The 19,700-nt window shown below is 37.1% G+C and carries 27 protein-coding genes; 4 read left to right on the plus strand and 23 right to left on the minus strand.

Going from position 1 to position 19,700, the window contains the following annotated elements:
- Positions 1-15 precede the first annotated feature (15 nt).
- The gene (locus tag H526_RS0103760; RefSeq protein WP_027391764.1) at positions 16-1,464 is read left to right on the plus strand and encodes a TonB-dependent receptor; all 1,449 of its coding nucleotides are present in this window, start codon (positions 16-18) and stop codon (positions 1,462-1,464) included.
- A gap of 321 nt (positions 1,465-1,785) precedes the next feature.
- Positions 1,786-2,214: a DUF1801 domain-containing protein gene (locus H526_RS0103765; protein ID WP_027391765.1), complete on the plus strand. Its 429-nt coding sequence runs from the start codon at positions 1,786-1,788 to the stop codon at positions 2,212-2,214.
- A gap of 110 nt (positions 2,215-2,324) precedes the next feature.
- Here the strand turns inward: H526_RS0103765 and H526_RS0103770 are convergent, their stop codons facing one another.
- Positions 2,325-4,442, minus strand: a complete 2,118-nt coding sequence (locus tag H526_RS0103770; RefSeq protein WP_155839606.1) for a T9SS type A sorting domain-containing protein — start codon at positions 4,440-4,442, stop codon at positions 2,325-2,327.
- A gap of 379 nt (positions 4,443-4,821) precedes the next feature.
- A complete protein-coding gene (gene bcp / locus H526_RS0103775) occupies positions 4,822-5,271 on the minus strand; it encodes a thioredoxin-dependent thiol peroxidase (protein ID WP_027391767.1) in 450 nt (149 codons plus the stop codon).
- 170 nt (positions 5,272-5,441) lie between these two features.
- Here bcp and H526_RS0103780 point away from each other — a divergent pair, with 170 nt between their 5' ends.
- Positions 5,442-6,092 (plus strand): endonuclease III domain-containing protein, encoded by a 651-nt coding sequence (locus H526_RS0103780; protein WP_027391768.1) that lies wholly within the window; start codon positions 5,442-5,444, stop codon positions 6,090-6,092.
- A 267-nt stretch (positions 6,093-6,359) separates the two neighbouring features.
- On the opposite strand, the gene H526_RS0103790 is transcribed toward H526_RS0103780, so the two are convergent.
- The gene (locus H526_RS0103790) at positions 6,360-6,944 is read right to left on the minus strand and encodes an RNA polymerase sigma factor (protein WP_027391769.1); all 585 of its coding nucleotides are present in this window, start codon (positions 6,942-6,944) and stop codon (positions 6,360-6,362) included.
- A 259-nt stretch (positions 6,945-7,203) separates the two neighbouring features.
- Between H526_RS0103790 and H526_RS0103795 the strand changes: the two genes are divergently transcribed.
- Positions 7,204-7,527, plus strand: coding sequence for a hypothetical protein (locus H526_RS0103795; RefSeq protein WP_027391770.1), 324 nt, complete (start codon positions 7,204-7,206; stop codon positions 7,525-7,527).
- A gap of 59 nt (positions 7,528-7,586) precedes the next feature.
- Here the strand turns inward: H526_RS0103795 and H526_RS0103800 are convergent, their stop codons facing one another.
- The 20 genes from H526_RS0103800 to H526_RS0103895 form a co-directional block, all read right to left on the minus strand.
- Complete coding sequence (locus H526_RS0103800) at positions 7,587-8,417, minus strand: DNA adenine methylase (protein WP_035084251.1); 831 nt, start codon at positions 8,415-8,417, stop codon at positions 7,587-7,589.
- A 27-nt stretch (positions 8,418-8,444) separates the two neighbouring features.
- Positions 8,445-9,344: a tail fiber protein gene (locus H526_RS30570; RefSeq protein WP_051335956.1), complete on the minus strand. Its 900-nt coding sequence runs from the start codon at positions 9,342-9,344 to the stop codon at positions 8,445-8,447.
- Positions 9,332-9,832, minus strand: coding sequence for a hypothetical protein (locus tag H526_RS0103810; protein ID WP_051335957.1), 501 nt, complete (start codon positions 9,830-9,832; stop codon positions 9,332-9,334). The genes H526_RS30570 and H526_RS0103810 overlap by 13 nt, the downstream gene beginning before the upstream one ends.
- The gene (locus H526_RS0103815; protein WP_027391773.1) at positions 9,822-10,706 is read right to left on the minus strand and encodes a hypothetical protein; all 885 of its coding nucleotides are present in this window, start codon (positions 10,704-10,706) and stop codon (positions 9,822-9,824) included. Before H526_RS0103815 ends, H526_RS0103810 begins: the two co-directional genes overlap by 11 nt.
- Positions 10,707-10,721: 15 nt before the next feature.
- Positions 10,722-11,633 (minus strand): hypothetical protein, encoded by a 912-nt coding sequence (locus H526_RS0103820; protein WP_027391774.1) that lies wholly within the window; start codon positions 11,631-11,633, stop codon positions 10,722-10,724.
- Positions 11,630-11,929: a hypothetical protein gene (locus H526_RS28200; RefSeq protein ID WP_035084254.1), complete on the minus strand. Its 300-nt coding sequence runs from the start codon at positions 11,927-11,929 to the stop codon at positions 11,630-11,632. Before H526_RS28200 ends, H526_RS0103820 begins: the two co-directional genes overlap by 4 nt.
- On the minus strand, positions 11,910-12,443 hold the full coding sequence (locus H526_RS0103830) for a phage holin family protein (protein ID WP_027391775.1): 534 nt from the start codon (positions 12,441-12,443) through the stop codon (positions 11,910-11,912). The genes H526_RS28200 and H526_RS0103830 overlap by 20 nt, the downstream gene beginning before the upstream one ends.
- Entirely contained in the window at positions 12,440-12,733 is a 294-nt protein-coding gene (locus H526_RS30575) for a hypothetical protein (RefSeq protein WP_051335958.1), read from the minus strand. Before H526_RS30575 ends, H526_RS0103830 begins: the two co-directional genes overlap by 4 nt.
- A gap of 5 nt (positions 12,734-12,738) precedes the next feature.
- On the minus strand, positions 12,739-12,948 hold the full coding sequence (locus tag H526_RS0103840; RefSeq protein ID WP_027391776.1) for a hypothetical protein: 210 nt from the start codon (positions 12,946-12,948) through the stop codon (positions 12,739-12,741).
- Position 12,949: 1 nt separating this feature from the next.
- Positions 12,950-13,399 (minus strand): hypothetical protein, encoded by a 450-nt coding sequence (locus tag H526_RS0103845; RefSeq protein ID WP_155839607.1) that lies wholly within the window; start codon positions 13,397-13,399, stop codon positions 12,950-12,952.
- Between the two features lie 32 nt (positions 13,400-13,431).
- Entirely contained in the window at positions 13,432-13,830 is a 399-nt protein-coding gene (locus tag H526_RS0103850; RefSeq protein WP_155839711.1) for a hypothetical protein, read from the minus strand.
- Positions 13,736-14,110 (minus strand): hypothetical protein, encoded by a 375-nt coding sequence (locus tag H526_RS0103855; protein WP_027391779.1) that lies wholly within the window; start codon positions 14,108-14,110, stop codon positions 13,736-13,738. The genes H526_RS0103850 and H526_RS0103855 overlap by 95 nt, the downstream gene beginning before the upstream one ends.
- Positions 14,100-14,636: an N-acetylmuramoyl-L-alanine amidase gene (locus tag H526_RS30580; protein WP_051335959.1), complete on the minus strand. Its 537-nt coding sequence runs from the start codon at positions 14,634-14,636 to the stop codon at positions 14,100-14,102. The genes H526_RS0103855 and H526_RS30580 overlap by 11 nt, the downstream gene beginning before the upstream one ends.
- Positions 14,633-15,619 (minus strand): hypothetical protein, encoded by a 987-nt coding sequence (locus tag H526_RS0103865; protein WP_027391780.1) that lies wholly within the window; start codon positions 15,617-15,619, stop codon positions 14,633-14,635. Before H526_RS0103865 ends, H526_RS30580 begins: the two co-directional genes overlap by 4 nt.
- Positions 15,616-16,206, minus strand: coding sequence for a DUF6046 domain-containing protein (locus H526_RS0103870; RefSeq protein WP_162144474.1), 591 nt, complete (start codon positions 16,204-16,206; stop codon positions 15,616-15,618). Before H526_RS0103870 ends, H526_RS0103865 begins: the two co-directional genes overlap by 4 nt.
- Before the next feature lie 187 nt (positions 16,207-16,393).
- Entirely contained in the window at positions 16,394-16,714 is a 321-nt protein-coding gene (locus H526_RS28215; RefSeq protein WP_035084256.1) for a hypothetical protein, read from the minus strand.
- Positions 16,714-17,139, minus strand: coding sequence for a hypothetical protein (locus H526_RS0103880; RefSeq protein WP_027391782.1), 426 nt, complete (start codon positions 17,137-17,139; stop codon positions 16,714-16,716). The genes H526_RS28215 and H526_RS0103880 overlap by 1 nt, the downstream gene beginning before the upstream one ends.
- Entirely contained in the window at positions 17,139-18,419 is a 1,281-nt protein-coding gene (locus tag H526_RS0103885) for a DUF2586 family protein (protein ID WP_027391783.1), read from the minus strand. Before H526_RS0103885 ends, H526_RS0103880 begins: the two co-directional genes overlap by 1 nt.
- Positions 18,420-18,422: 3 nt before the next feature.
- Positions 18,423-18,836, minus strand: coding sequence for a hypothetical protein (locus H526_RS0103890; protein WP_027391784.1), 414 nt, complete (start codon positions 18,834-18,836; stop codon positions 18,423-18,425).
- 25 nt (positions 18,837-18,861) lie between these two features.
- The coding region (locus H526_RS0103895) for a hypothetical protein (RefSeq protein ID WP_027391785.1) at positions 18,862-19,700 on the minus strand (839 nt) is incomplete at its 5' end.

Consider the following 19,700-nt stretch of genomic DNA (forward strand, 5'->3'; position numbering starts at 1 on the left):
AAAGCCCATTTCGCTATGCCTATTACTATCATGGGGGATAAGGAATTCGAGTCCGTCCCTTCGCTTAAGAGTAAAGCCTTACGAATCAATCTAAATGCTAACATCTATGGAACCTTCGCGGAGATAGGTGCCGGTCAGGAAACAGCACGTAATTTTTTTAGAGCTGGAGGTGCATCTGGTACTATTGCAAAAGCTATGAGTGCTTATGATAAAGATTTTAGTGATGCCATCTACGGAATAGAAGATGATAAACGCTATGTAACCGAGGCTCGATTAAAAAAGATGTTGAAGCACGAGGTACGTCTTATAGAAGAGCGAATAAAGAGAGAAAAACATCCAAATAAATTATTTTTCAGTTATGCTAATACAGTAGCTACAATTGATTTTGCTAAGAAATATAAAGGACACGGTTGGGTTGGTATTCGATACCAAACTAAACCAGATGAAGACTATAATGAAATAATACTTCATATCCGTTTTCATGAAAATGATGCTAAACTACAGCAAATGACCTTGGGAGTTTTAGGAGTTAATCTTATTTATGGAGCTTATTATAAATATGATAATCCAAAAAAATTACTTCGTTATCTATATGATCACTTAGATAAAGACCAAATTGAAATTGACACTATTAATTTTTCCGGTCCAAGATTTAAAAAAGTGGATAACCGATTAATGAGTTTGCAATTGGTTAAAAATGGAATGACCGAAGCGGTAATGTTTGGACCTGATGGTAATAATGTTCTACCCGCTGCTGTATTATATAAAAAGAATATCCTAGCTCTAAGAGGAAGTTTTAGACCAGTGACCAAAGTAAATATGGATATTTATAAAAAGTCACTTAATATGTTCCTTAATGAGAATAAGGTACGTAAAGAGAAAACAATTGAGATTTTTGAAATCACCTTATCTAACCTTAGAGCAGAAGGGGAAATCGATGAAGAAGATTTTATGTCTAGAGCAAGATTATTATGCTCCTTAGGGCAGACTGTAATGATTTCTAATTTCCAGGAATATTATAAAGTTGTAGAGTACTTCTCTAATTATACTAAAGAGCGTATGGCGCTTTCTATGGGTGTAAATAATCTAGTAGATATATTTGACGAAAAATACTATCGACATTTAAGTGGAGGTATTCTAGAAGCTTTCGGAAAACTCTTCTTTAAAGATCTTAAAGTATATTTATATCCTTTAAAAGACCCTAAAACTGGAGACTTAACTACAAGTGAAAACCTTAAGGTACATCCTAGAATGAAAGAATTATATAAATTCTTTAAATACAATGGAAAACTTCAAGATATTGTAGATTTTGATCCTTCTATAATGGATATATATTCTAGAGAAGTACTTCGAAAAATTCAGGAAGGTGAATCTGGATGGGAAGAACAATTACCTGAACTTATTCCAGAAATGATTAAAGAAAATAATTTCTTCGGTTATAAAGAAACCGAAAAAGTACAATAAACAAGTACTTAAATTTTTACATCTTAATAACCACTTAGGGACTAGCAGTAAATACTAATATATTAGTATATATTTCGGTTATATTTAATTCCGAAAACTTAAATATTCTAAGCTATAATTTCTATTGTTACATAATATGTGTGATAATAGAAATTATAGTATTTGATTGTTAAGAATTACTTACAGAACTTTATTTTGACAATTAAAGCATATCCCTAATTCTAATTGCAGAGTAAAGTAAGTAACACTCTTTATTCTATAATTAGTAAGGAAATGGAAAAAACAAATCTTTAGAGAATTTAAAACTTTTTTTACTGACCTATGCAACAAGTATCAATCAAAACCAATCCTGAAATTGCATTGGTTTATAAAAAATACCCTGCCCTAGTTATGGGTAAAATAATGAATCTTCGGAATTTAATTATTGAAACAGCTAAAGAAATAGAAGACATAAAGAGTATTGAAGAAACATTAAAATGGGGAGAACCTAGTTTCTTAGTTAAAAAAGGTAGCACAATAAGAATCGACTGGAAAAAGAGTAAACCCAATCAATACGGCATGTATTTTCAATGCACTAGTAAATTAATTACCACATTTAGAGTTTTATACAAAGATACTTTTCAGTTTGAAGGAAACCGTGCTATTATATTTCCAATAGAATTTGATATTCCAGAAAAAGAACTAAAAAATTGTATTACTGTTGCTTTGACCTATCATAAAGTAAAACATCTACCGATGTTAGGAATGTAAAGAAAACAAAAAGCATATGAATTATAAGTACATATGCTTTTCTGTTTTAATATAAAACACACTCTCAAACAATTTGAGCAGCGTTATCTCTAGTTTTTATTTTGAAATAATTAATTTTTAATCAATTTCTTAACTACACTATCACCTGAATCGTTATTAATTTCAACTAAGTAAAAACCACTAGCTAAAGCTGATATATCTATTGGGGCAGATTGAAATACATTATTCATAATTAGCTCACCTTGAACATTATAAATTTTAAATGATGAAACACCTAGCGTACTCGCATTAGCAATATCAATATATCTATTTGCTGGATTAGGGTATAACGAAACTGTTTCAGAATTAAAAACTATATCATCAGTGGATAAAATATTAGCCTGAGTAAGTTCTATAATACCCCAACAAGAATCAAAAGTGCCAATATCTAATGTCATAGCGCCTGTATTATCGGTTTCAAACAATAAATCAACTGAAGCTTTACCAGGCATATGGAGTGTAGCCCCTGTAATAGGGTTAGGAAAAACAGTTGCTGGAATTTTTACCGAAATATTTTCATGAGTTTGAGATGTATCTTCTACAGCGTCATATTTTCTATTAATTAGGTGAAGTACATATGGTGCTGATGGGTTTTCAGAAGACATTCGAGGAAATGCAGAAACTAGGTAATTTACCCACTCACCATTACGTAAAACATTGATTTTCCATGAAAGATTACCATTTATATTACCAGCATTATCCATACTGATAACATTAGAAGAACTTTGATTGAGTATCTGATTCTGTGCATTAGTTAAGTACTGAACATCACTATCATGAACAACTACATCATATTGCCCTAATTCTGAAACAGTAGGAGCTACAGGTTGATCAGGATCACCAAATATTTTTATATCAAACGAAATATTCCTCTCCACTAAATATTCTAAAGTCTGACGAGCTTTCAAACTACCTGCCATTCCACCTTCCAATAATGAAGCATATACTGAATAAGCAAGTGCTACATTCGAAACTGCTTCATAATCATCAAACAATTCATTGTGATCATGAATGAATTCATAAATATCAGCAAAATTCTCCCATCCGGTATCCCAAGTATTGCTTCCACCTATCCATACTTTTCCAGGAATTGTAAAAATGGAACCTGTGGCATATGCTTGGGCTATCCAAGCACGAGCCTGTCTAGGAGAACTTCTATCATACAATGCTTTAAATGCATCAGGATATGGAAAATAAATTAAAGTTTTATCTAGAGCCTCAGCAGCTTTATAATGTAATAATGGCTCAATTGGTGGACTTGTTGCTATATCACTTGGATGACCATACTCTCCAGCAAGATAAGTTAACCTATCGGAATAAATGTATCCTCTAGGTTCCACAACATTTGTTGTGGCTCCAATCTCAATTCCTGGTCTAATAGTATCAATATATTCGAATAATTTTTCCATCATATCATTAAGTGATTGACGCTGGAAGTAAACAAAATCTTTATAAAGTGGAATATTTCCATTAATACTATTTGCTCGGTTTCTATACATTTGTAACGTCATTCCAGTATTTAACAGAAATTGACGATAATTGAAATTATTAATATTATTAATTCCCAAATTCGTTAGCTCTTGAGCTGTATAGTTACCTCTCATATACTCTCTAAAGCCATTCATAGAATGAACAGAGAAATCGCCTCCAAGCCAATGTAAAGTTCGAGTTGCAGATGTTTGTGAATCAAACATCATATGTGTTACAGGTGCTAAGGTCATTCGATCCACCTGATACTTCAACCATTCTAAGAAATCAGGACCTTGATGACTCATCCAACTATGAACTTGACCATTATATGTACCACCATTATCAGCAGCATTCCCCCAGTTAATATCATCACCATCTAGATTCTTTGCCCAGTATGAACTTGGATCATCCATAAAATCGATCATCCACTTCCATCCCCAATCAAACTCTCCTCTACCAAAATAATACTTACTATCAGCTGTATGATTCTCTACTTTTGTGACCCATTGATTAATAGCCACATCAGATTCAATACTAGCATTGGGCATAAAACCCCAAAAAATACCATCGGCTTTATATTTATCATAATTAAATGGAGTTGCAACTGATTCTTGTGTAAATAATACCGTTGATTTTTCTATAGAGCCATTTGTTTGTCCTAATAGATTATATGACATACAGTAAAAAGCCATAGCGAGTAATAATAATTTTCTATTCACCTGATTTTTTTTAAAAGATTAAGTAATAATTAGATTAAGGGTGTTCATTAAATTTTTAGTACTAAACGAACTTAAATGGCATAGGGACTGTGTATAAAACCATTTTTCTATATTTAAAAAACTAAACATTGCAAAAATAATTCGACAAAGTTAACTGCAGGAAAGGAAATAGAATTCGTAGTGATTTAATTAGTATTTGTTATGGATTTCGCAAACTATTTTTTCCCCAATTAATTTTAGTCTTACTAATTCTAACCTCTTTTTTAGGAAAAATTAAACTAATCTTTAGGCAAAACATTTATCTACTTCAGGTATTTTAAAAAAGAAAGGCATAGTACTTTTCAGTAGATATGCCTTTAAAATCTTATGTGGTAAGCTATTAAAGTATTTGAGCAGCGTGATCTTTGGTCTTTACTTTAGTAATAACCTCTGTAAGAACCGAATTTTCATCTATTACAAAAGTCGTTCTATGAATTCCATCATATTCTTTACCCATAAACTTCTTAGGTCCCCAAACATTAAAAGCCTCTATCACCTTCTTATTTTCATCTGTCAATAATGGATAAGGTAACTCATATTTGTTTTTAAAATTTTGTTGACGTTTTGCACTATCCGCGCTTACACCAAGGATTTCATATCCTTGAGATTGAAACGTCTGATAATTATCCTTAAGATTACAAGCCTCTGCCGTGCATCCTGGTGTGCTAGCTTTCGGGTAGAAAAAAACAACTAATTTTTTTCCTTTATAATCTTCTAAACTAATAGTATTTCCATCTTGATCTAATGCCGAGAAATTAGGAGCTTTATCTCCTACTTTTAATGATGTCATTTTATTACAATTAAATTGAAAACTTAAAAATTTAAGTTTGTTTAAAGTTTTTTGATAAAATTAAAACAAAAAAGACAATTCAACGATAATTTTATTAAAAATTTAAGCTTTAATAAGTAAGATATAAGCTCATAAATATTCATATTTTAGCATAAAATAATTCTATTTATATGACTAAAAAGGAAAAGGTAGATTTTACCATCAAAACACTTAAGGAATTATATCCCAGAATACCAATTCCATTAGATCATAAAGATCCTTATACATTATTAATCGCTGTATTGATGAGTGCTCAAAGCACAGATATTAGAGTTAATAAAATCACTCCTCTCCTATTTGAACGTGCGGATAATCCATACAGAATGGTAAAATTATCTGTAGAAGAAATAAGAGAAATTATAAAACCTGTAGGATTAAGTCCTATGAAATCCAAAGGAATTCATGGTCTATCTAAAATATTAATAGAAAAACATAACGGAGAAGTACCTCAAAGTTTTGAGGATTTAGAAGAGTTACCAGCTGTTGGGCATAAAACCGCGAGCGTAGTAATGTCTCAAGCTTTTGGAGTACCTGCATTTCCTGTCGATACACATATACATAGATTAATGTATCGTTGGGGATTTAGTAACGGTAAAAATGTAACTCAAACTGAAAAGGATGCAAAACGTTTATTCCCAAGAGAATTATGGAACGATCTACATTTACAAATTATTTGGTACGGACGAGAATACTCTCCTGCTAGAGGTTGGGATCTAGATAAAGATATAATAACGAAAACTATAGGAAGAAAAACAGTAATCAACGAATATCTAAAAAAATAAAAGACCCGTTATTATCATAACAGGTCTTTTACAAAGTTTAGTTTTAATTTAGAAGCGCTTCAAACTTCATTTTATTGTAATCTATAACACTTAAAGCCTTTGAATAATTTAAAAGAAAATCTACTGTAATTTTCTTTGGTACTAATTGTTGTTGCTCCTCTTTGCGAGAAGACTTAAAGTAAAATTTTGCCATATTAACTTATCTTAAATTAAGGGTTATTTTTTATAAATAACGACGGCAAATCTACTTTATTGCATAAAAAAATGTTAATTCGTTAAAACGATATTGTTTTTCTCAATAACCTTTCTCAGATTTATCAAAGCATATCTCATTCTTCCTAGAGCAGTATTGATACTAACACCAGTCTTATCAGAAATTTCTTTGAAACTCATGTCTCTATACATTCTCATAACCAAAACCTCTTTTTGATCCTCTGGTAATTCTTGTATTAAATTACGTAAGTCCTCTTCTACTTGGTCTTTGATTATTCTTTTTTCTGCATTAAGATCACCATCACTAATAATAGAGAATATACTAAACTCTCCATTATCCTCAAATTTAGGCATACGATTACCTTTTCTAAAATGGTCTATTACCAAGTTATGTGCAATTCTCATCACCCAAGGTAAAAACTTTCCTTCTTCGTTATATTTTCCAAGTTTTAATGTACGGATAACCTTAATAAAAGTATCCTGAAAAATATCTTCCGAGACATCTCTATCAAAAACTTTAGAATAAATAAAACTGTAAATACGTTGTTTGTGACGTTCAATTAACGTAGATAATGCACACTCGTCACCTTTGATGTAATTATTTACCAGAACAGCATCTGATATCTTGTAATCTTTCATACCTATCACTTTATTTTAGTACCAACAAGCTTGGGGCTCGGGCTATGTTAAACTTAAAAGTAATGGTATACTATAGGCTGTTCTTTTTAGATTTTGGTTCAATAATCGTAATCGGCGATTCCAAATGTGCAACTTTTTCTTTTAATGTACGCAAATTTTTGAGCTCGAATTTTTTACAAAAAAATGACCCCGCTGAGATACTTAAATCTGAGCGGGAATTTGTCTATCTTTAGCCTTCAATATTAATACCTAAATTTACATGAATATTAAAAAATTTGCTGAGTGTCTTGAATCTGAATTTGACTTTGATTGCTATGAAAATGATTTTTATGAAAAAGCTTTAATAGCTACACAAAAGCAGTTTGAAAGCTCTACTATTAATGATATTCCTTTTGAAAGATATTATGCTAATGTTCTTCATAAAAAATTTCTTAGCTCTTATCTTTCACAATTGAAATTGCTTCTAGGAGCGATTCCGCCACAAGATTCGTCAATGTCTCTTTCAATTTGTGGGATTGATCTAAACTCTTACAGTGATCGCATTCATGAACTTCAATCTTCAATTCAGAAACTAGAGAGTTGATTTTAATTACTGTTTGTCCTTTCATTTTAAAGTGTTTTTAAATGGTGTTTAAATAGTTTTTAAATTTCCCAGTCTATCAGCATAATATCGCTGTATGATGACTGATAGTTCACAATATTGGTTCTGGAGATCGTCTCGGCATTATAAAATGGATTTACACCACCGGTATTCGTTTCAATCCATTCGCAAAGTTCTACTACATTACTCTTATTAGAAGTAAAATAGATATACCGCCCGCCTTTTAGGACCTTTAGAACGTCTAAATGTTCTTTAAGTTTCCAATAGTTTTTATAGGATCCGCAATCAGTTGATAAGTATGGCGGGTCTACAATAAACACAACCTGATCACTACCGTTATATCGTTCAAATAATTCGCGGTAGTCATAGAATACTACTTCCAACCCTTTTAGATAGTCTTTTGCTTCTGGTATTTCTGTGTGTCGTACTCTATTGTAGAATGTTTGCTTTTTTAACTCTTCTAAAGAGTTTACAAAGTTCATAGAGAACAGCAAATACGTGGATAAGGTAATATAATCCAGATACCCCGTTTCTTGCTCTATGCGCTCTATAATTTTGTTTTTAATGATTTGAGGAATACGTGTTTTTGCTGGTAGGTCCACTACCATTTTCCTAATATCATTTAGCACGCGATTTGTAGCCGGTATATGCTGTATTCTCTGTCTATAATTGTCATAATCGTTGTATACCACTGTTGCTTGTGGATGCACGTCTTTTGCAATTCTGCTTAATAGTCCAGAACCACCAAACAAATCGACGTACACTTTGGGTGGTGTACGTTTGTTTAATGCTGCTTTGAATTGTTTAGCTAAATTTCTCTTTTGTCCCTGAAATGGCAGCGGTGCTGCCATGTACTGCTTTGTTGTTTGCATAATTTTAGTTTTCCCTATTAATTTTTGTTATTGTCCCTGATATTGTATGAAAGCAAGCGCATAATACGGAGGTCTGTTCTCATGATCTTTGTTATTCCCCACAAATGATGTAACAAAATTATGATTATGCATACCCGCATTATTTGTGCTGACGGTGTGACTGTGTGACCCAGCTGCTCTCCCTTGTTGTCTTGTTCTATTATTTCCTTGAATTGTAAAATGCACTCCATTACCTCCATCGGGTCCCGTTTCGTTTGGCACTGAATGAGTATGCGATCCTGTTGTATTGGTTGATCCTGTATGTCTGTGCTCCCCTTTATTATCGGTTACCCCTTGGTGGGAATGCGAGGGCATTTGATCAGTGGTTAATGTGACCGTGTCCCTTCCTCCACGTTGTCCGATGGTGTAGTTATCGCCAGCTCCTACGATAAATTTATTGGTTAGGTTTGGGGTTCCGTTGCTACCATCACAAAGATGCCATCCTTGGGGAATGGTGGTACCGCTCCACATGATAATCCCACCTATGGGTGTCGATTGTTGGCTAAGCGGTGTTAAGGTTTTTAGTTCTGAAAAGTCAAAGGTTTCTATACCATCGTCCCCACACTTGGCATACCTGGTCACATAGGCGGGTTTTAGGTCGAGATTCCCATCGTTATCACTATCCTCATTGTAAGGTACTTCTTCTACATCTTCGTATATACTAACGGTTTGAGAAAACGGACCCGTTACAAAGGGTAAATATTCGCCATTATATACAATCGCTCCCGCTGCGATGTTTGTTCCATTTCTTTGGAGTCCTTTAATGATATATGAATCACCGCCTAACGCGGTAAGTGCGCCAATAGCGTTAGTATATGCTGATTGTAAAAAATCAAACGTTTTTGTAGTACCTGGGAATCCTCCTGTAAATAATCTTAGTTTATCCATTTTATACTGTAGGTTTTTGATGCTAGTTTATAGCTGTTAATAAGTGCCCTTGCATCACTGAGGTAACTTTCCAAAGCAATGCTGTTGTTAGGTTGTAAGTCAATGGGAATACACACCACAAAATCGGTGGAGTCTGATGCGATGTCGACGGGATCATAAAAATATTGTGTTTCAAAATACACGGGTCTCTCTTCAGGAGGTGTGTAGAAATACACAGGTTGTAATAATCGCCCATTTTGTATGCGTATACGTCTTAACGTATTATCAAAGGCATCATTAAGAACCGCCTGTAAATAACACACCTGCGAGTTATGCGTTAACCTATAAATTTTTGCTTTGCGGTATTTTAAAAAATCCTCGTGTAATACTACCAAGGGAGCGGTTAACATTTCCAACCATTGCAACATGGCGGGTTGTCTCCAATCGATAGGCAACAAATCGGCAACAAGTTTTGCAAAATTGATATTGTATATAAAACTAAAGTTCACGCGGAATATAATTTATTAGTGTGTTTTCGGTGTCTAATCTCATATATCCGGCTCTTGCGATATAGCTCACATCTAAAGGCTCATAGTCGAATGCTCCAAACTTTGTAAAAGCTTCACGAATCACAGGTATTTTCACGCCTTCTACGGTGCGTAAATGCTCTAAGAGTCTATCGAGTATGAGTTCCCCGTTAAATTCTAAATTGTACAAAAAGTCATTGATAGCTTTCTGCACGGGCTGGTTGTCGGTTCCGTCTTTTCGTTGTCCGTCACTATAGAGGACCAGCGGATCATAATAGATATCTAAGACAAGGCGTAAACTGTCATTAGGCAAGGAAATATATTCTATAAAGGTCCCTGCGTCTGCCACTAAAAACATATATCCTTGGAATGCTTCCATTTCCGGGGCGTTTAAAGGGATGAGTTCTCCATTGATTTCTTTTGCAAGTTTCAACTCTAAAAATCCTTTTCCTCCTGATATTTTACGAATCACTGATACGTGTTTTACAATCTTACGGTTTTGTATTTGCTGCACGGTAAGTCCTGTATTATCGTAGTAGTCTGTTTCAGGTACTAATGCCTGTCCGTACTGAAAGCTTAACGCCTTTTTTTTGTACCAGGGGAAGTTGTGAAGTTCATTTTCTTCAATTAGGGTATCTACTTCCTTCCTGAAGATGTCCCATAACATTTCTAAGGTAAAGATGACAAAGGCAACAATGTACACCCATACACGCCAAACACTTACCTTTGAATCACTGGTTAAGGCATCGATAGTATTTTCTTCATTGGTGGTTAATACCTCCAAATCCTGTAAGTTCTGGGCATCGATTTTTTTTGTAAGAATGGTTTGCTGTATTTCTTCTATAGTTCTGGGCATGGCAAAAGATTTATATTAGGATTCAAAAGACGGGTTTTTGAGTCTCCAAAAATTGAAATGATATAGTGCATTATGTTCAAAGGTGTTTTCACTTATTCCAGTCGCTGGAAAATTCCATACCTCGTATTTTGCATCGGATAGTTGCCAGTTGCGCTCTCGTGGTATATTGGTAATTCTTCCAATATCGCGTATCAGTTCTACACGGCACTTATCAAGATCATCAATGGAGAGACTCCCAAGCTTACAGATAAAATACACTGAACCGTTAGGCGTTCTGACCAGGTAATACTGAACAATAACGCTTAGCGCATCCAGTACTTCCTCAGCGTTGGTAAAATCATCATCGATCGTATTGATGTATCTAAAGCGGTCATAGCTTTCAACGCTTTGGGGTGGTTGTTGCTCTAATCCTGCTAACTTCTCTTTTTCTTCCTGAGTGAAATTAGCCTCTGATAATCCTTTACCGTCTTCCTTAGCTACTTTTAAGGTAATATCCTGTGCCATTTGATCTAAGATGGAAACTAAACCAGCAATAAAGCTAATCGGGCGTTCACTTGGCGGGATGTAGTTCTCTAGGCTTGCTAATTTTTCTTTTTCCGCCTGTGTAAAATTTGCCTGCGACAATCCTTTGCCTTCTTCCTGATCTACCTTTAAGTTGAGTTTCTGGTTCATTTGATCCAAAAGAGATTGTAAGTCGGTAATAAAACTTATGGGGCGTTCACTGGGCGGGTTGTATTTCTCAATTACTACAGTGCTGCCATCGGTAAAATCAAATTGCACGGTTCCGGTAGTGCTTACCGATATTTTTGTAATGATCGCTCCATCGTCTTTATGGTGAAAAGAATCGATTAAGTTTTCAAACTGGTTTTGCGTCGGTACGTCTCCAGTTTCGAAATATGTTTTTAATACGTGTGCTGCGGTTTTCATCCTACTATAAAAGTTTCTTTAATAATCATAGAACCAATTCCTTTTGATGGTTCAATGGTTTGTACTATCTGACTTACCTCTGTTACTGGACGTACTTTATAGGTGTTGTAATATTCCAATACTTCAGGGTCGGTTGCTTGCTGGTTCTCTGGTATCTCGATGGTAGTGCCCGCGGGTATGGTATCGGTAATACCCATCCCATTTTGCAGGGCTACCTGAAATACTTCCGTAATTGTTCCGTAGCCCTGCAAGGTGATGTCAAATACATTTTGTTTATCAATTACGTTGATCTTCATGGATATCAAAATGTTTGTAAAACTGCTTGTTAATGATTTTAAGTAAGGTGCTTGCGTAGCGATATCCTAGGGCGTCCAGGTTTTCTAAAAGCGATACCAACAATTGCCAAATAATAACTAACAATACCGTCCAGTACAACCATACAAACGGGTCTATTTCATAGCCCAATACGGAAGGAAATACCACTTCTTTTTGAAAGGTATTCAGCACATATACCGGAATCGTATAGGTGGCTACTTTAAGAATCATCCTTCCCAGTTTTCGGGACTCGTGTTTTTCACCGCGTTTTAAGGAAGCACGCAAGCCTGTTTGCCATTCAAAAATGATCAGCACCACATAAGCGATGGAGAAAAACGGAGTAATTCCGAATATCTCTGTAGTAATTGAGGTAATGACCGCTCCAATGGCAGCCAGGTTAATAATTTTGTCACTCATAAAACCAAAAGAACTGGTTTTAAAATCGGCATAGTTGATAAAGCCGAAGCCTTGTAGGATGTAGTTTAGTGTTTTCATAGGTCAATTTCGAGGTTTTTAAGGTTTTCATTTATGTTTATTTGGGCGTTGTTATACCCGTCGTTTGCTAATTGTACTTTTAAGTCCCGTAAAAAGCGTGCGGAATTCAAGGCGGTTTGCTTCAGGTAGGTGTCCGCTCCAAAACCCACTAAGGGATGCTCCTTAAATTCTCCTTTGTGCATCCCTACAATTGCCTTTACATTTTGCTGGTCACTATCGCCGATCACAAAATCGCCGTTGACAATTTTTAAATCGTTTTGCTCATTCAGGATAATATCTTTTCTTTCCATCTGTGTTATTGAATTATTCCGGTTCCGGTGACAGCTCCACCCGTGGCACTGGTTCCTGTTACCATTGTATTTCTTCCCACCACATACTGCTCAATAGCATTAGCGATTCTTTGCGCTTGCCTTTTTCTAGCCTGTACTGGATCTACTCTTACATCACTCTCATCATTGAAAGCTTTCTCTATCAAATCGGAAAGCTGCTGGGTGGTAATAGCCATACTATTTTAAAATTTTGTTTAACCGTTGTTTAATTATTGTGGTTGCTCCTACATTAATAGAGGTCCCGTTGATCACTAGTATTTTATTTACTTCGTCTATAAAGTCATTGAGCACCTGTTTAAGACTTTCGCCCTGTCTTTTTATCTCAAATCCTTGCTCATCGACAAACAATTCCGTTTGTTCTTTGATGAACTGTATACTATCCACTTCACTACAGGTAATGAGCACCGCCTGACTGATATTGTTTTCAATAATTCCGCATAATACGGGGCTTCCTTCTTTGGGCATCACCCGTAAAAAACTGTCAGGACCTTGCATACTGGCATGGTAGCGCACTCCTAACAAATCGGGTTGTCCTTCTCTTGTAACATCGCAAAAAGTATCTCCCACATTTTTGGCAATGCCAGCTGTTAGGATCATCTTTTCGTTTTGTTTTTGGTGGACGTTCATCAGTTGCCCAAAGACTTCTTCAAATCCCATAACTAATTGGTTACTAATACTCCCGTGGTAATGCCGACTGCTATTCCTGTTACTGCCCAAATCCAGCCATTACCGTTTCTTTTTCGCGAGGTTTTAAGCTGTGTTTTTAAAAGCGTGGTTTGCTCCTGGTACAATGCCCGCTCCTGATCCGCTAAAAACTCTTTGAAACGCAGGTATTCAATAAGGCTATCCTTTTCCTGTTTGATCCGTAAGCATTGGGACAGGTTTTGTTCTACCTTGCCCTTGATCAATCGGTCGTAGTCCAATAAATCCAAATTGATTTTTTTGGCAACTTCAAAAGATACCTTAACGGTGTCTGGTGTTTTGGTATCGTTTTGAGAGTATCCAGTAAAGGCTATCAGCATGATTAATATGCTGAGCATGTTTTTTATAGACTTCATATTGTGTATTAATTTTTGTTGCTGTATGTAAGTTGTTTTGTAATGAAATTTCTAATGCGCTAATATGTTCTTGTTTGATCGCAATGACATTTTGCATGCTATCGATCTGCTTTGTATACTGCTGGGTTGCTTTTTCAATCTCCAGGACTTGCATCTGGTGAAGCTCTTCTAAGACACGCTGGTGTTTTCGCTCTCTGATTTGACTGGATATCATTTGTATGATGATTACCAGTACCAATACGGCGATGACTGCTGTAAATAGTTTGATTTTAGCGATCATGATTATACGATTTTATGAGTTCACGAATCGCAAGGATATACATATCCTCATTGAAAAGTTCACAATCCTTTTTATTAGTTCCGAAAAACGGCTCTAAAATCAAGGTGGTAGGTTCAGGGTAGTACACGGCTGCAAATCCTCGTTGACTTTTTTTATACAATGGTTTTGCTCCTCTGTTTTTGATTCCTGTTCCCTGGTGTATCAACTCACAAAAATATTTCGCCCAATCCTTCGCACTTTTATTTTCAAAATAGTACAAGGCTTCACAACCATTGGCATGTGGTTTTTTGGATGCGTTAAAATGAAGTTCCAACACTAGGGAATAGTTCCCTTGGTTGATCTTCTTAGAAAGCTGCTGTACTCTGGAGGTGTAACTTGGATTGTATGGGTTGTAGTGGTAAATATCCGCTACATCTTGCAATTCTTCCGCGATACATTTGTTAAATGCCCATTCTCGTATCTTTAAAAAAGGACTATACGCGCCTTGTGCCAGCGTGGTATGTCCGATAACTATTGCTGTTTTCATAATGTAAGACCTAGTTTATTTTCGCGTAAAAAGCCGTCACTACTATTAAATTTTATGGTGACGCCTTCAATTAAATATGTTCCATTTCGTTCGCTATATGCAGGGTCGGTTACTTGTAATGCATCCCCGCTTTTAGTTCGTGGCTCTCCCCATCCTGGAAGCGTGCCCTGGTATCCGTCAAAACTCAAAGACTGGTAATTCTTTTGCGCCAGTTTTTTAAGTTCCTCTTTGGTTCTGTTCGCAAAATGTAAGGTGCGTTGTACGCCCCCTTTGTCTCCGAATTCCTGAAAAATTCGTTTCCCGTCATCATTAATACTAATCGCTTTTAGTAAAAGCTTTACATCGTCTTTTTTGACAAATTCCAAACTATTGGAGACCGCCCGTACATTTTTATTCATCACAAAGGAGTGTGTTACCTTTGGGGTCATACTAATGGGAAAAGCCACGTGCAAAACATCTTCTTTAAAAAAGGAATGCAAGCCATAATCTTTTCGTAATTGCTCCAAAACCTGAAAGGCGGTTTTATTGTCAATGGTGAATTTTCCTAAATCAATCGTATCGATAATATTATGCTCATATTCCGGGGCGATATATTGCAATAAACTTTTCAGGTTAATACTTTCAAAAGCCACTGAAAAGCTTTGCTTTTTTAATAGGTACATGGCATCCATGCAGCTAATGCGCAAGGGATGATCCGCGCCGATTTTATCTACATATCCGCGGAACTCTTCCTGAAGGTTTTGATCATACCCTAACCGAATGACTACCGGATCACCAACTTTTATATAATCGGTAATGTTGCGCTCTTTGATAGAGGTTCTTTTGCCGTTGATCTGTGTACGTGGAAAAGCACGGGGCAAGGTGATCACCGCCGTATCACTAATTTTTTTGATGGTGCTATCAATCACAACACTATGGACTCTGTCAAATGCTACGGAGCCTATCTGAATACGACATTCCATATTTTTATATAAATGTTTCATATCGGATTTGTTAAGGTGAACCCTACCGGGCTGATACTTCTGGCTAGCATTGTAAATTGTACGGTATCCTGAAACCCAGGAACGCCATTTACTTCAATATCCTTGTAATAGATACTGGCTATATTTTTTTCAAAGAACTGCGTACCGGACACATCAATGACCCCGTTGTATTCAAAAAGGCGGTATAATTGTTCCACTTTTGAAGAAGGATAGTGCCTGTTTTCTACATCGATTAACAATCCCCTGATACGAATGTCATGAGGACGTGTTCCCCAACGTTCAATCACTATGTTGTCACTATCATTAATAGGGGTTTCAATGAGTTGTTTTTGTCGGCTAAAACTGATCAAAGGTGGCGGGGCTAGTATCCCCGCTACCTCTGTATCAAAAGGCATCGCGCCAAATTTTATCGTCCTATCGGGATAGGTAAAAGTCACATCTTCAAAATCAGCAGGTCCACGGTCGTAAAATTCCAGGTTATAGTTACCACCGGAACGTTGTACAGTAGCACCACCCGGCGCATTGTCCTGCGATAACAAGCCGAATGCCGATGCGTAACGCTTACTTAAATCTATATTGACTCTCATAATTCTTTTTTCTTTAGTCCTAGTATTCCCTGATCTGCTAAAAACCGCACCTGCGCCCATTTTTGCGCCCAGGTGATATCGTCCAGGTGTTCGGGGTGCGGTATGTGTAAAAAATGACTGATGTAGGCATCAATTTTTAATACGATGTCTTTATGGTCTGAGTGGTGCAGTCCTGAACAATCCTGCCCTAGAAGTTTTTTATCCTTCCTTCTCTTATCGGGATGAGTTCTGCAATAGACGAAACCGCAGTTAAAAACAATGCATCGTCATTCATGACTACTTCCTTATCAGTAAGTAAACACTGCTTGATAATAATCTCCTGTGCTTTTTTAGGGTTTACATCAATATATTTCATATACTGAGATACTGTTGCGCGATTTGGTACACGCACCACAACTTCCATATATTCATTGTGTAAATCATCCTTAGGTAATTCCACAACTTTTAGGTTGTGCTTTCCGTATTCTTTGATAAAAGCGTCTTTCTGTTCTTTGGTTAATTTTGCCATTAGCTTGCTGTGTTTGAATTATTATATTGTATACCCAATACGAATAAATCGTATTGTTTGTTCAGTCCCATATCTCCGGTTACCTCGCGTCCTTGCTTCATAAATTTGCAAGTAATGGTATCGTTTACCACTTCGTTGTACTCATTGGCAAAGGTGATACTGATATCAAAAGGTTTTACCTTCAGTAAGTCTCCGTCCGCTGCACGCTCCAATAACACCGCATCATGCATCATTAGCGTTATGGATGCGGTGTGGGTTTTCTTACCCCTGCTCCAGGAACTAGCATCATTCTTTAGGGTATGGTTTAACTGGTGTTCTTGCTCGGAGTCGTAGGATATCTCGACAACGTCAATCGCTTCGGTGCCGATAAACACATCCACATCTCCCGAATCATAGGCTTTGTTGTTCTTAATTACGTTTGCCATTAGATATTAGTTTTAAGGTTAATCGTTCCAAATATTTCACCAATGGACCCGTAAGGCACGATTCTAAAGTCCACCTTTAAGGTTTTTTCTACAATCAAATCACTATTCGGATCTACAATGGTCACCCCTGCGGTGATCTCCTTGGCTGCGACCATTCTTCCCAATTCGGTATTGCCTATTCCCTCAAAGTTTTTAATCACTCCAACAGGAAGCTTTCCGGTGGTTGGGTCTACTGGGTGGGTGGATTTCACCTTTGGAAGTAAAGCGGTTCTGAGTAGACGTTTTGCTTTATCCAGGGTACGACCAAAAGCGATGGTATGTTCGTTTACATTCCCCTCACTATCCCGCACAATCTCGGTACAGGTATGGTCGTTGTTCCATCTCACCCCGTCCAGTCCTGTATAGGAAAGCCCGAAAATGAAGCCTTTATCTTCCAGAGTTTGCAGCTGGTTAAACACGTCCTTATTTTTCTGGTGACTAGAAAGCCCAGGTACTAACCATATCTTACGGGGGGCATTGGTTAGGTTAAAGGATTCGTTTTCTCCCATGTTCTGGTTGATACTCGCAGCGGATAGGGTCCCTAGCGCGGTTCCTACTTCGGCAAATAGTTGGGCATTTCCAACGCGCGTCTCAGCGTACTGCCAATCCTGCCCAATCACAAGGGAGACCTTGGTCGCCTTTACCGTCAAAGCTCTCAGGTCTGCTGCGGATAATGCAGGACCTTTAAAATGGTAGCCTTCTAAAAAGATTTGACACGGGAAATGGTGATCATATGCCCACAATGCCAATGCCTGAGCAGGCGCAATACTGTTATATACATCTATCGGCAAGCCGTTAAGGTGTATGACTCCAATAGGCGGGTTCGGATCATCAGGATCGATCGCCAGGTTAGGGGGATTTATCGCCACGGCAATTTGTTTTACTTCGCCATCGGCTTCAATTAATAGTTTTTTAGCGTACTGCGCGTCTACATCTTCACAAATACGTGACATGGGCGTATCAGCAGCTACTACCATACAATAGAGTTTTTTACCTTCCCCCGCCATACGGAAAAACTCCGATATATGACGGTACAAATTCACTCCATTAGCATCGTCAAAACTCTGGGTAATCCCTTTGCTTTCCGCATCAATGGTATTAAAAAAGGTAACCACTTCTCCAAATTCCAGTCCCTCGGGTTTTACACAGGCGACAATCAAGCCCGAAATACCATCCCCGTTGTTGATGGTATTCGCGCCGATTTTGCCTTTGCGGATTTTAACTCCGTCTAAATCTGCCATAATTTATTGGTCTTTAGGTTCGTGGTGGATAATTTCTTTTAACGCTCCTTTATCGAAAACAAAAGAGGTTTGTGGGTCCACTTTAAAAGTGCCTTGCGCGTTTTTATTTCCAATCTTGGCGTTATCACCTTCCTTGGGAGCGTCACCTTCCACAAGTTCTGAGAAAACAATTTTCTTATTATCGGTGGTGGTAATGACCAGTTTTTTGTCGCTAGGTTTTGGAGGCTCAAAGACAAATTCAGGGGTCAATGCTAAAATGCTCGTGCGGTCATTTTTTACACTGAGCATCGCCAAGTTTTCAGAGGTAAAAAACGCCCCGTTGACATTCACCCAAATTTTAGGTTCTTTTAGCTGTTTGAATACCTTTCTAGCACGTTCCTTTAAATCCTTTGTTAGTTTCACTTTGTTATCTTTCATAGGTGTTAATTTTTAAAGATGATACTTATACGTCTGCGGAGATCACCGCTCCGTGTGCGCGCTCTTTTCTTGGTAATACCACATAATTGTGTTTTGCATTGTACAACCAGGCGTGGTTCTGAGTGGTCGGCTCATCCGCATAGTTCTTAGTCATTCCCGAAGCACGGAACATATCACGCGCATAAAAAGACACCGTCCCCATCATATCCCCAGCTTCTACCACGGAACCGAACGGCTTTTTTTGTAGGCTGCTTAGGTTGTAGTATGGCATATCCAAGTACAACCAGGTTTTAAAGCCGTGTAAACGTTCTTTTAACATCCCAGTCTCACTATAGGAAAGATGCCCGTCTGATTTTTTTAATAGTTCACATTCGTACAACAAGTCTGCATAATGCTGCGCATTTAGTACCAGATTACGCCCCGCGAAAGGAATTTTTAACCCGTTATACTGAGCTGCATGGTTGATAATGTCCTTATTCGTACAACGTCTTCTACCCGTACCATCATCCTCACCAGTGGTTACGAGTATAGGTGTGTTGGTTGTTTGTTGACTGGCACCCAAGGCATGTACTGCCTTATGATGTTTGGTTTCCATGATCCTAAGCGCATGCTTTTCCTGTACCAGCCTAATTTTATCATAGGCAATGTATTGTATCTCCTGATCCGTCACACGGGTTGCCTTGGTAGTGTAATTATCCAGGGTAATTGCGATGTCCTTATCTTCCTGCTCTGAAAAGCCAATCGGATAAGTGGTATTATTGATGATCACTTCCGGGTCCGCGCCTACATCCACCAGATGTATTACTTCGTTTTCGCCACGGGTTGCTGCCACGTGTCTTGATTCGTCGGGGATTTCATTTAAAA

This window comes from Aquimarina latercula DSM 2041 (genome assembly GCF_000430645.1).
GTDB lineage: Bacteria > Bacteroidota > Bacteroidia > Flavobacteriales > Flavobacteriaceae > Aquimarina > Aquimarina latercula.

What these genes read in the sequence shown, in the direction of transcription:
- H526_RS0103760 (WP_027391764.1), top strand. Translation starts at nt 16, where the DNA reads ATGCCTATTACTATCATGGGGGATAAGGAATTCGAGTCCGTCCCTTCG.
- H526_RS0103765 (WP_027391765.1), top strand. Translation starts at nt 1,786, where the DNA reads ATGCAACAAGTATCAATCAAAACCAATCCTGAAATTGCATTGGTTTAT.
- bcp (WP_027391767.1), bottom strand. Translation starts at nt 5,271, where the DNA reads ATGACATCATTAAAAGTAGGAGATAAAGCTCCTAATTTCTCGGCATTA.
- H526_RS0103780 (WP_027391768.1), top strand. Translation starts at nt 5,442, where the DNA reads ATGACTAAAAAGGAAAAGGTAGATTTTACCATCAAAACACTTAAGGAA.
- H526_RS0103790 (WP_027391769.1), bottom strand. Translation starts at nt 6,944, where the DNA reads ATGAAAGATTACAAGATATCAGATGCTGTTCTGGTAAATAATTACATC.
- H526_RS0103795 (WP_027391770.1), top strand. Translation starts at nt 7,204, where the DNA reads ATGAATATTAAAAAATTTGCTGAGTGTCTTGAATCTGAATTTGACTTT.
- H526_RS0103800 (WP_035084251.1), bottom strand. Translation starts at nt 8,417, where the DNA reads ATGCAAACAACAAAGCAGTACATGGCAGCACCGCTGCCATTTCAGGGA.
- H526_RS30570 (WP_051335956.1), bottom strand. Translation starts at nt 9,344, where the DNA reads ATGGATAAACTAAGATTATTTACAGGAGGATTCCCAGGTACTACAAAA.
- H526_RS0103815 (WP_027391773.1), bottom strand. Translation starts at nt 10,706, where the DNA reads ATGCCCAGAACTATAGAAGAAATACAGCAAACCATTCTTACAAAAAAA.
- H526_RS0103820 (WP_027391774.1), bottom strand. Translation starts at nt 11,633, where the DNA reads ATGAAAACCGCAGCACACGTATTAAAAACATATTTCGAAACTGGAGAC.
- H526_RS28200 (WP_035084254.1), bottom strand. Translation starts at nt 11,929, where the DNA reads ATGAAGATCAACGTAATTGATAAACAAAATGTATTTGACATCACCTTG.
- H526_RS0103830 (WP_027391775.1), bottom strand. Translation starts at nt 12,443, where the DNA reads ATGAAAACACTAAACTACATCCTACAAGGCTTCGGCTTTATCAACTAT.
- H526_RS30575 (WP_051335958.1), bottom strand. Translation starts at nt 12,733, where the DNA reads ATGGAAAGAAAAGATATTATCCTGAATGAGCAAAACGATTTAAAAATT.
- H526_RS0103840 (WP_027391776.1), bottom strand. Translation starts at nt 12,948, where the DNA reads ATGGCTATTACCACCCAGCAGCTTTCCGATTTGATAGAGAAAGCTTTC.
- H526_RS0103845 (WP_155839607.1), bottom strand. Translation starts at nt 13,399, where the DNA reads ATGAACGTCCACCAAAAACAAAACGAAAAGATGATCCTAACAGCTGGC.
- H526_RS0103850 (WP_155839711.1), bottom strand. Translation starts at nt 13,830, where the DNA reads ATGAAGTCTATAAAAAACATGCTCAGCATATTAATCATGCTGATAGCC.
- H526_RS0103855 (WP_027391779.1), bottom strand. Translation starts at nt 14,110, where the DNA reads ATGATCGCTAAAATCAAACTATTTACAGCAGTCATCGCCGTATTGGTA.
- H526_RS30580 (WP_051335959.1), bottom strand. Translation starts at nt 14,636, where the DNA reads ATGAAAACAGCAATAGTTATCGGACATACCACGCTGGCACAAGGCGCG.
- H526_RS0103865 (WP_027391780.1), bottom strand. Translation starts at nt 15,619, where the DNA reads ATGAAACATTTATATAAAAATATGGAATGTCGTATTCAGATAGGCTCC.
- H526_RS0103870 (WP_162144474.1), bottom strand. Translation starts at nt 16,206, where the DNA reads ATGAGAGTCAATATAGATTTAAGTAAGCGTTACGCATCGGCATTCGGC.
- H526_RS28215 (WP_035084256.1), bottom strand. Translation starts at nt 16,714, where the DNA reads ATGGCAAAATTAACCAAAGAACAGAAAGACGCTTTTATCAAAGAATAC.
- H526_RS0103880 (WP_027391782.1), bottom strand. Translation starts at nt 17,139, where the DNA reads ATGGCAAACGTAATTAAGAACAACAAAGCCTATGATTCGGGAGATGTG.
- H526_RS0103885 (WP_027391783.1), bottom strand. Translation starts at nt 18,419, where the DNA reads ATGGCAGATTTAGACGGAGTTAAAATCCGCAAAGGCAAAATCGGCGCG.
- H526_RS0103890 (WP_027391784.1), bottom strand. Translation starts at nt 18,836, where the DNA reads ATGAAAGATAACAAAGTGAAACTAACAAAGGATTTAAAGGAACGTGCT.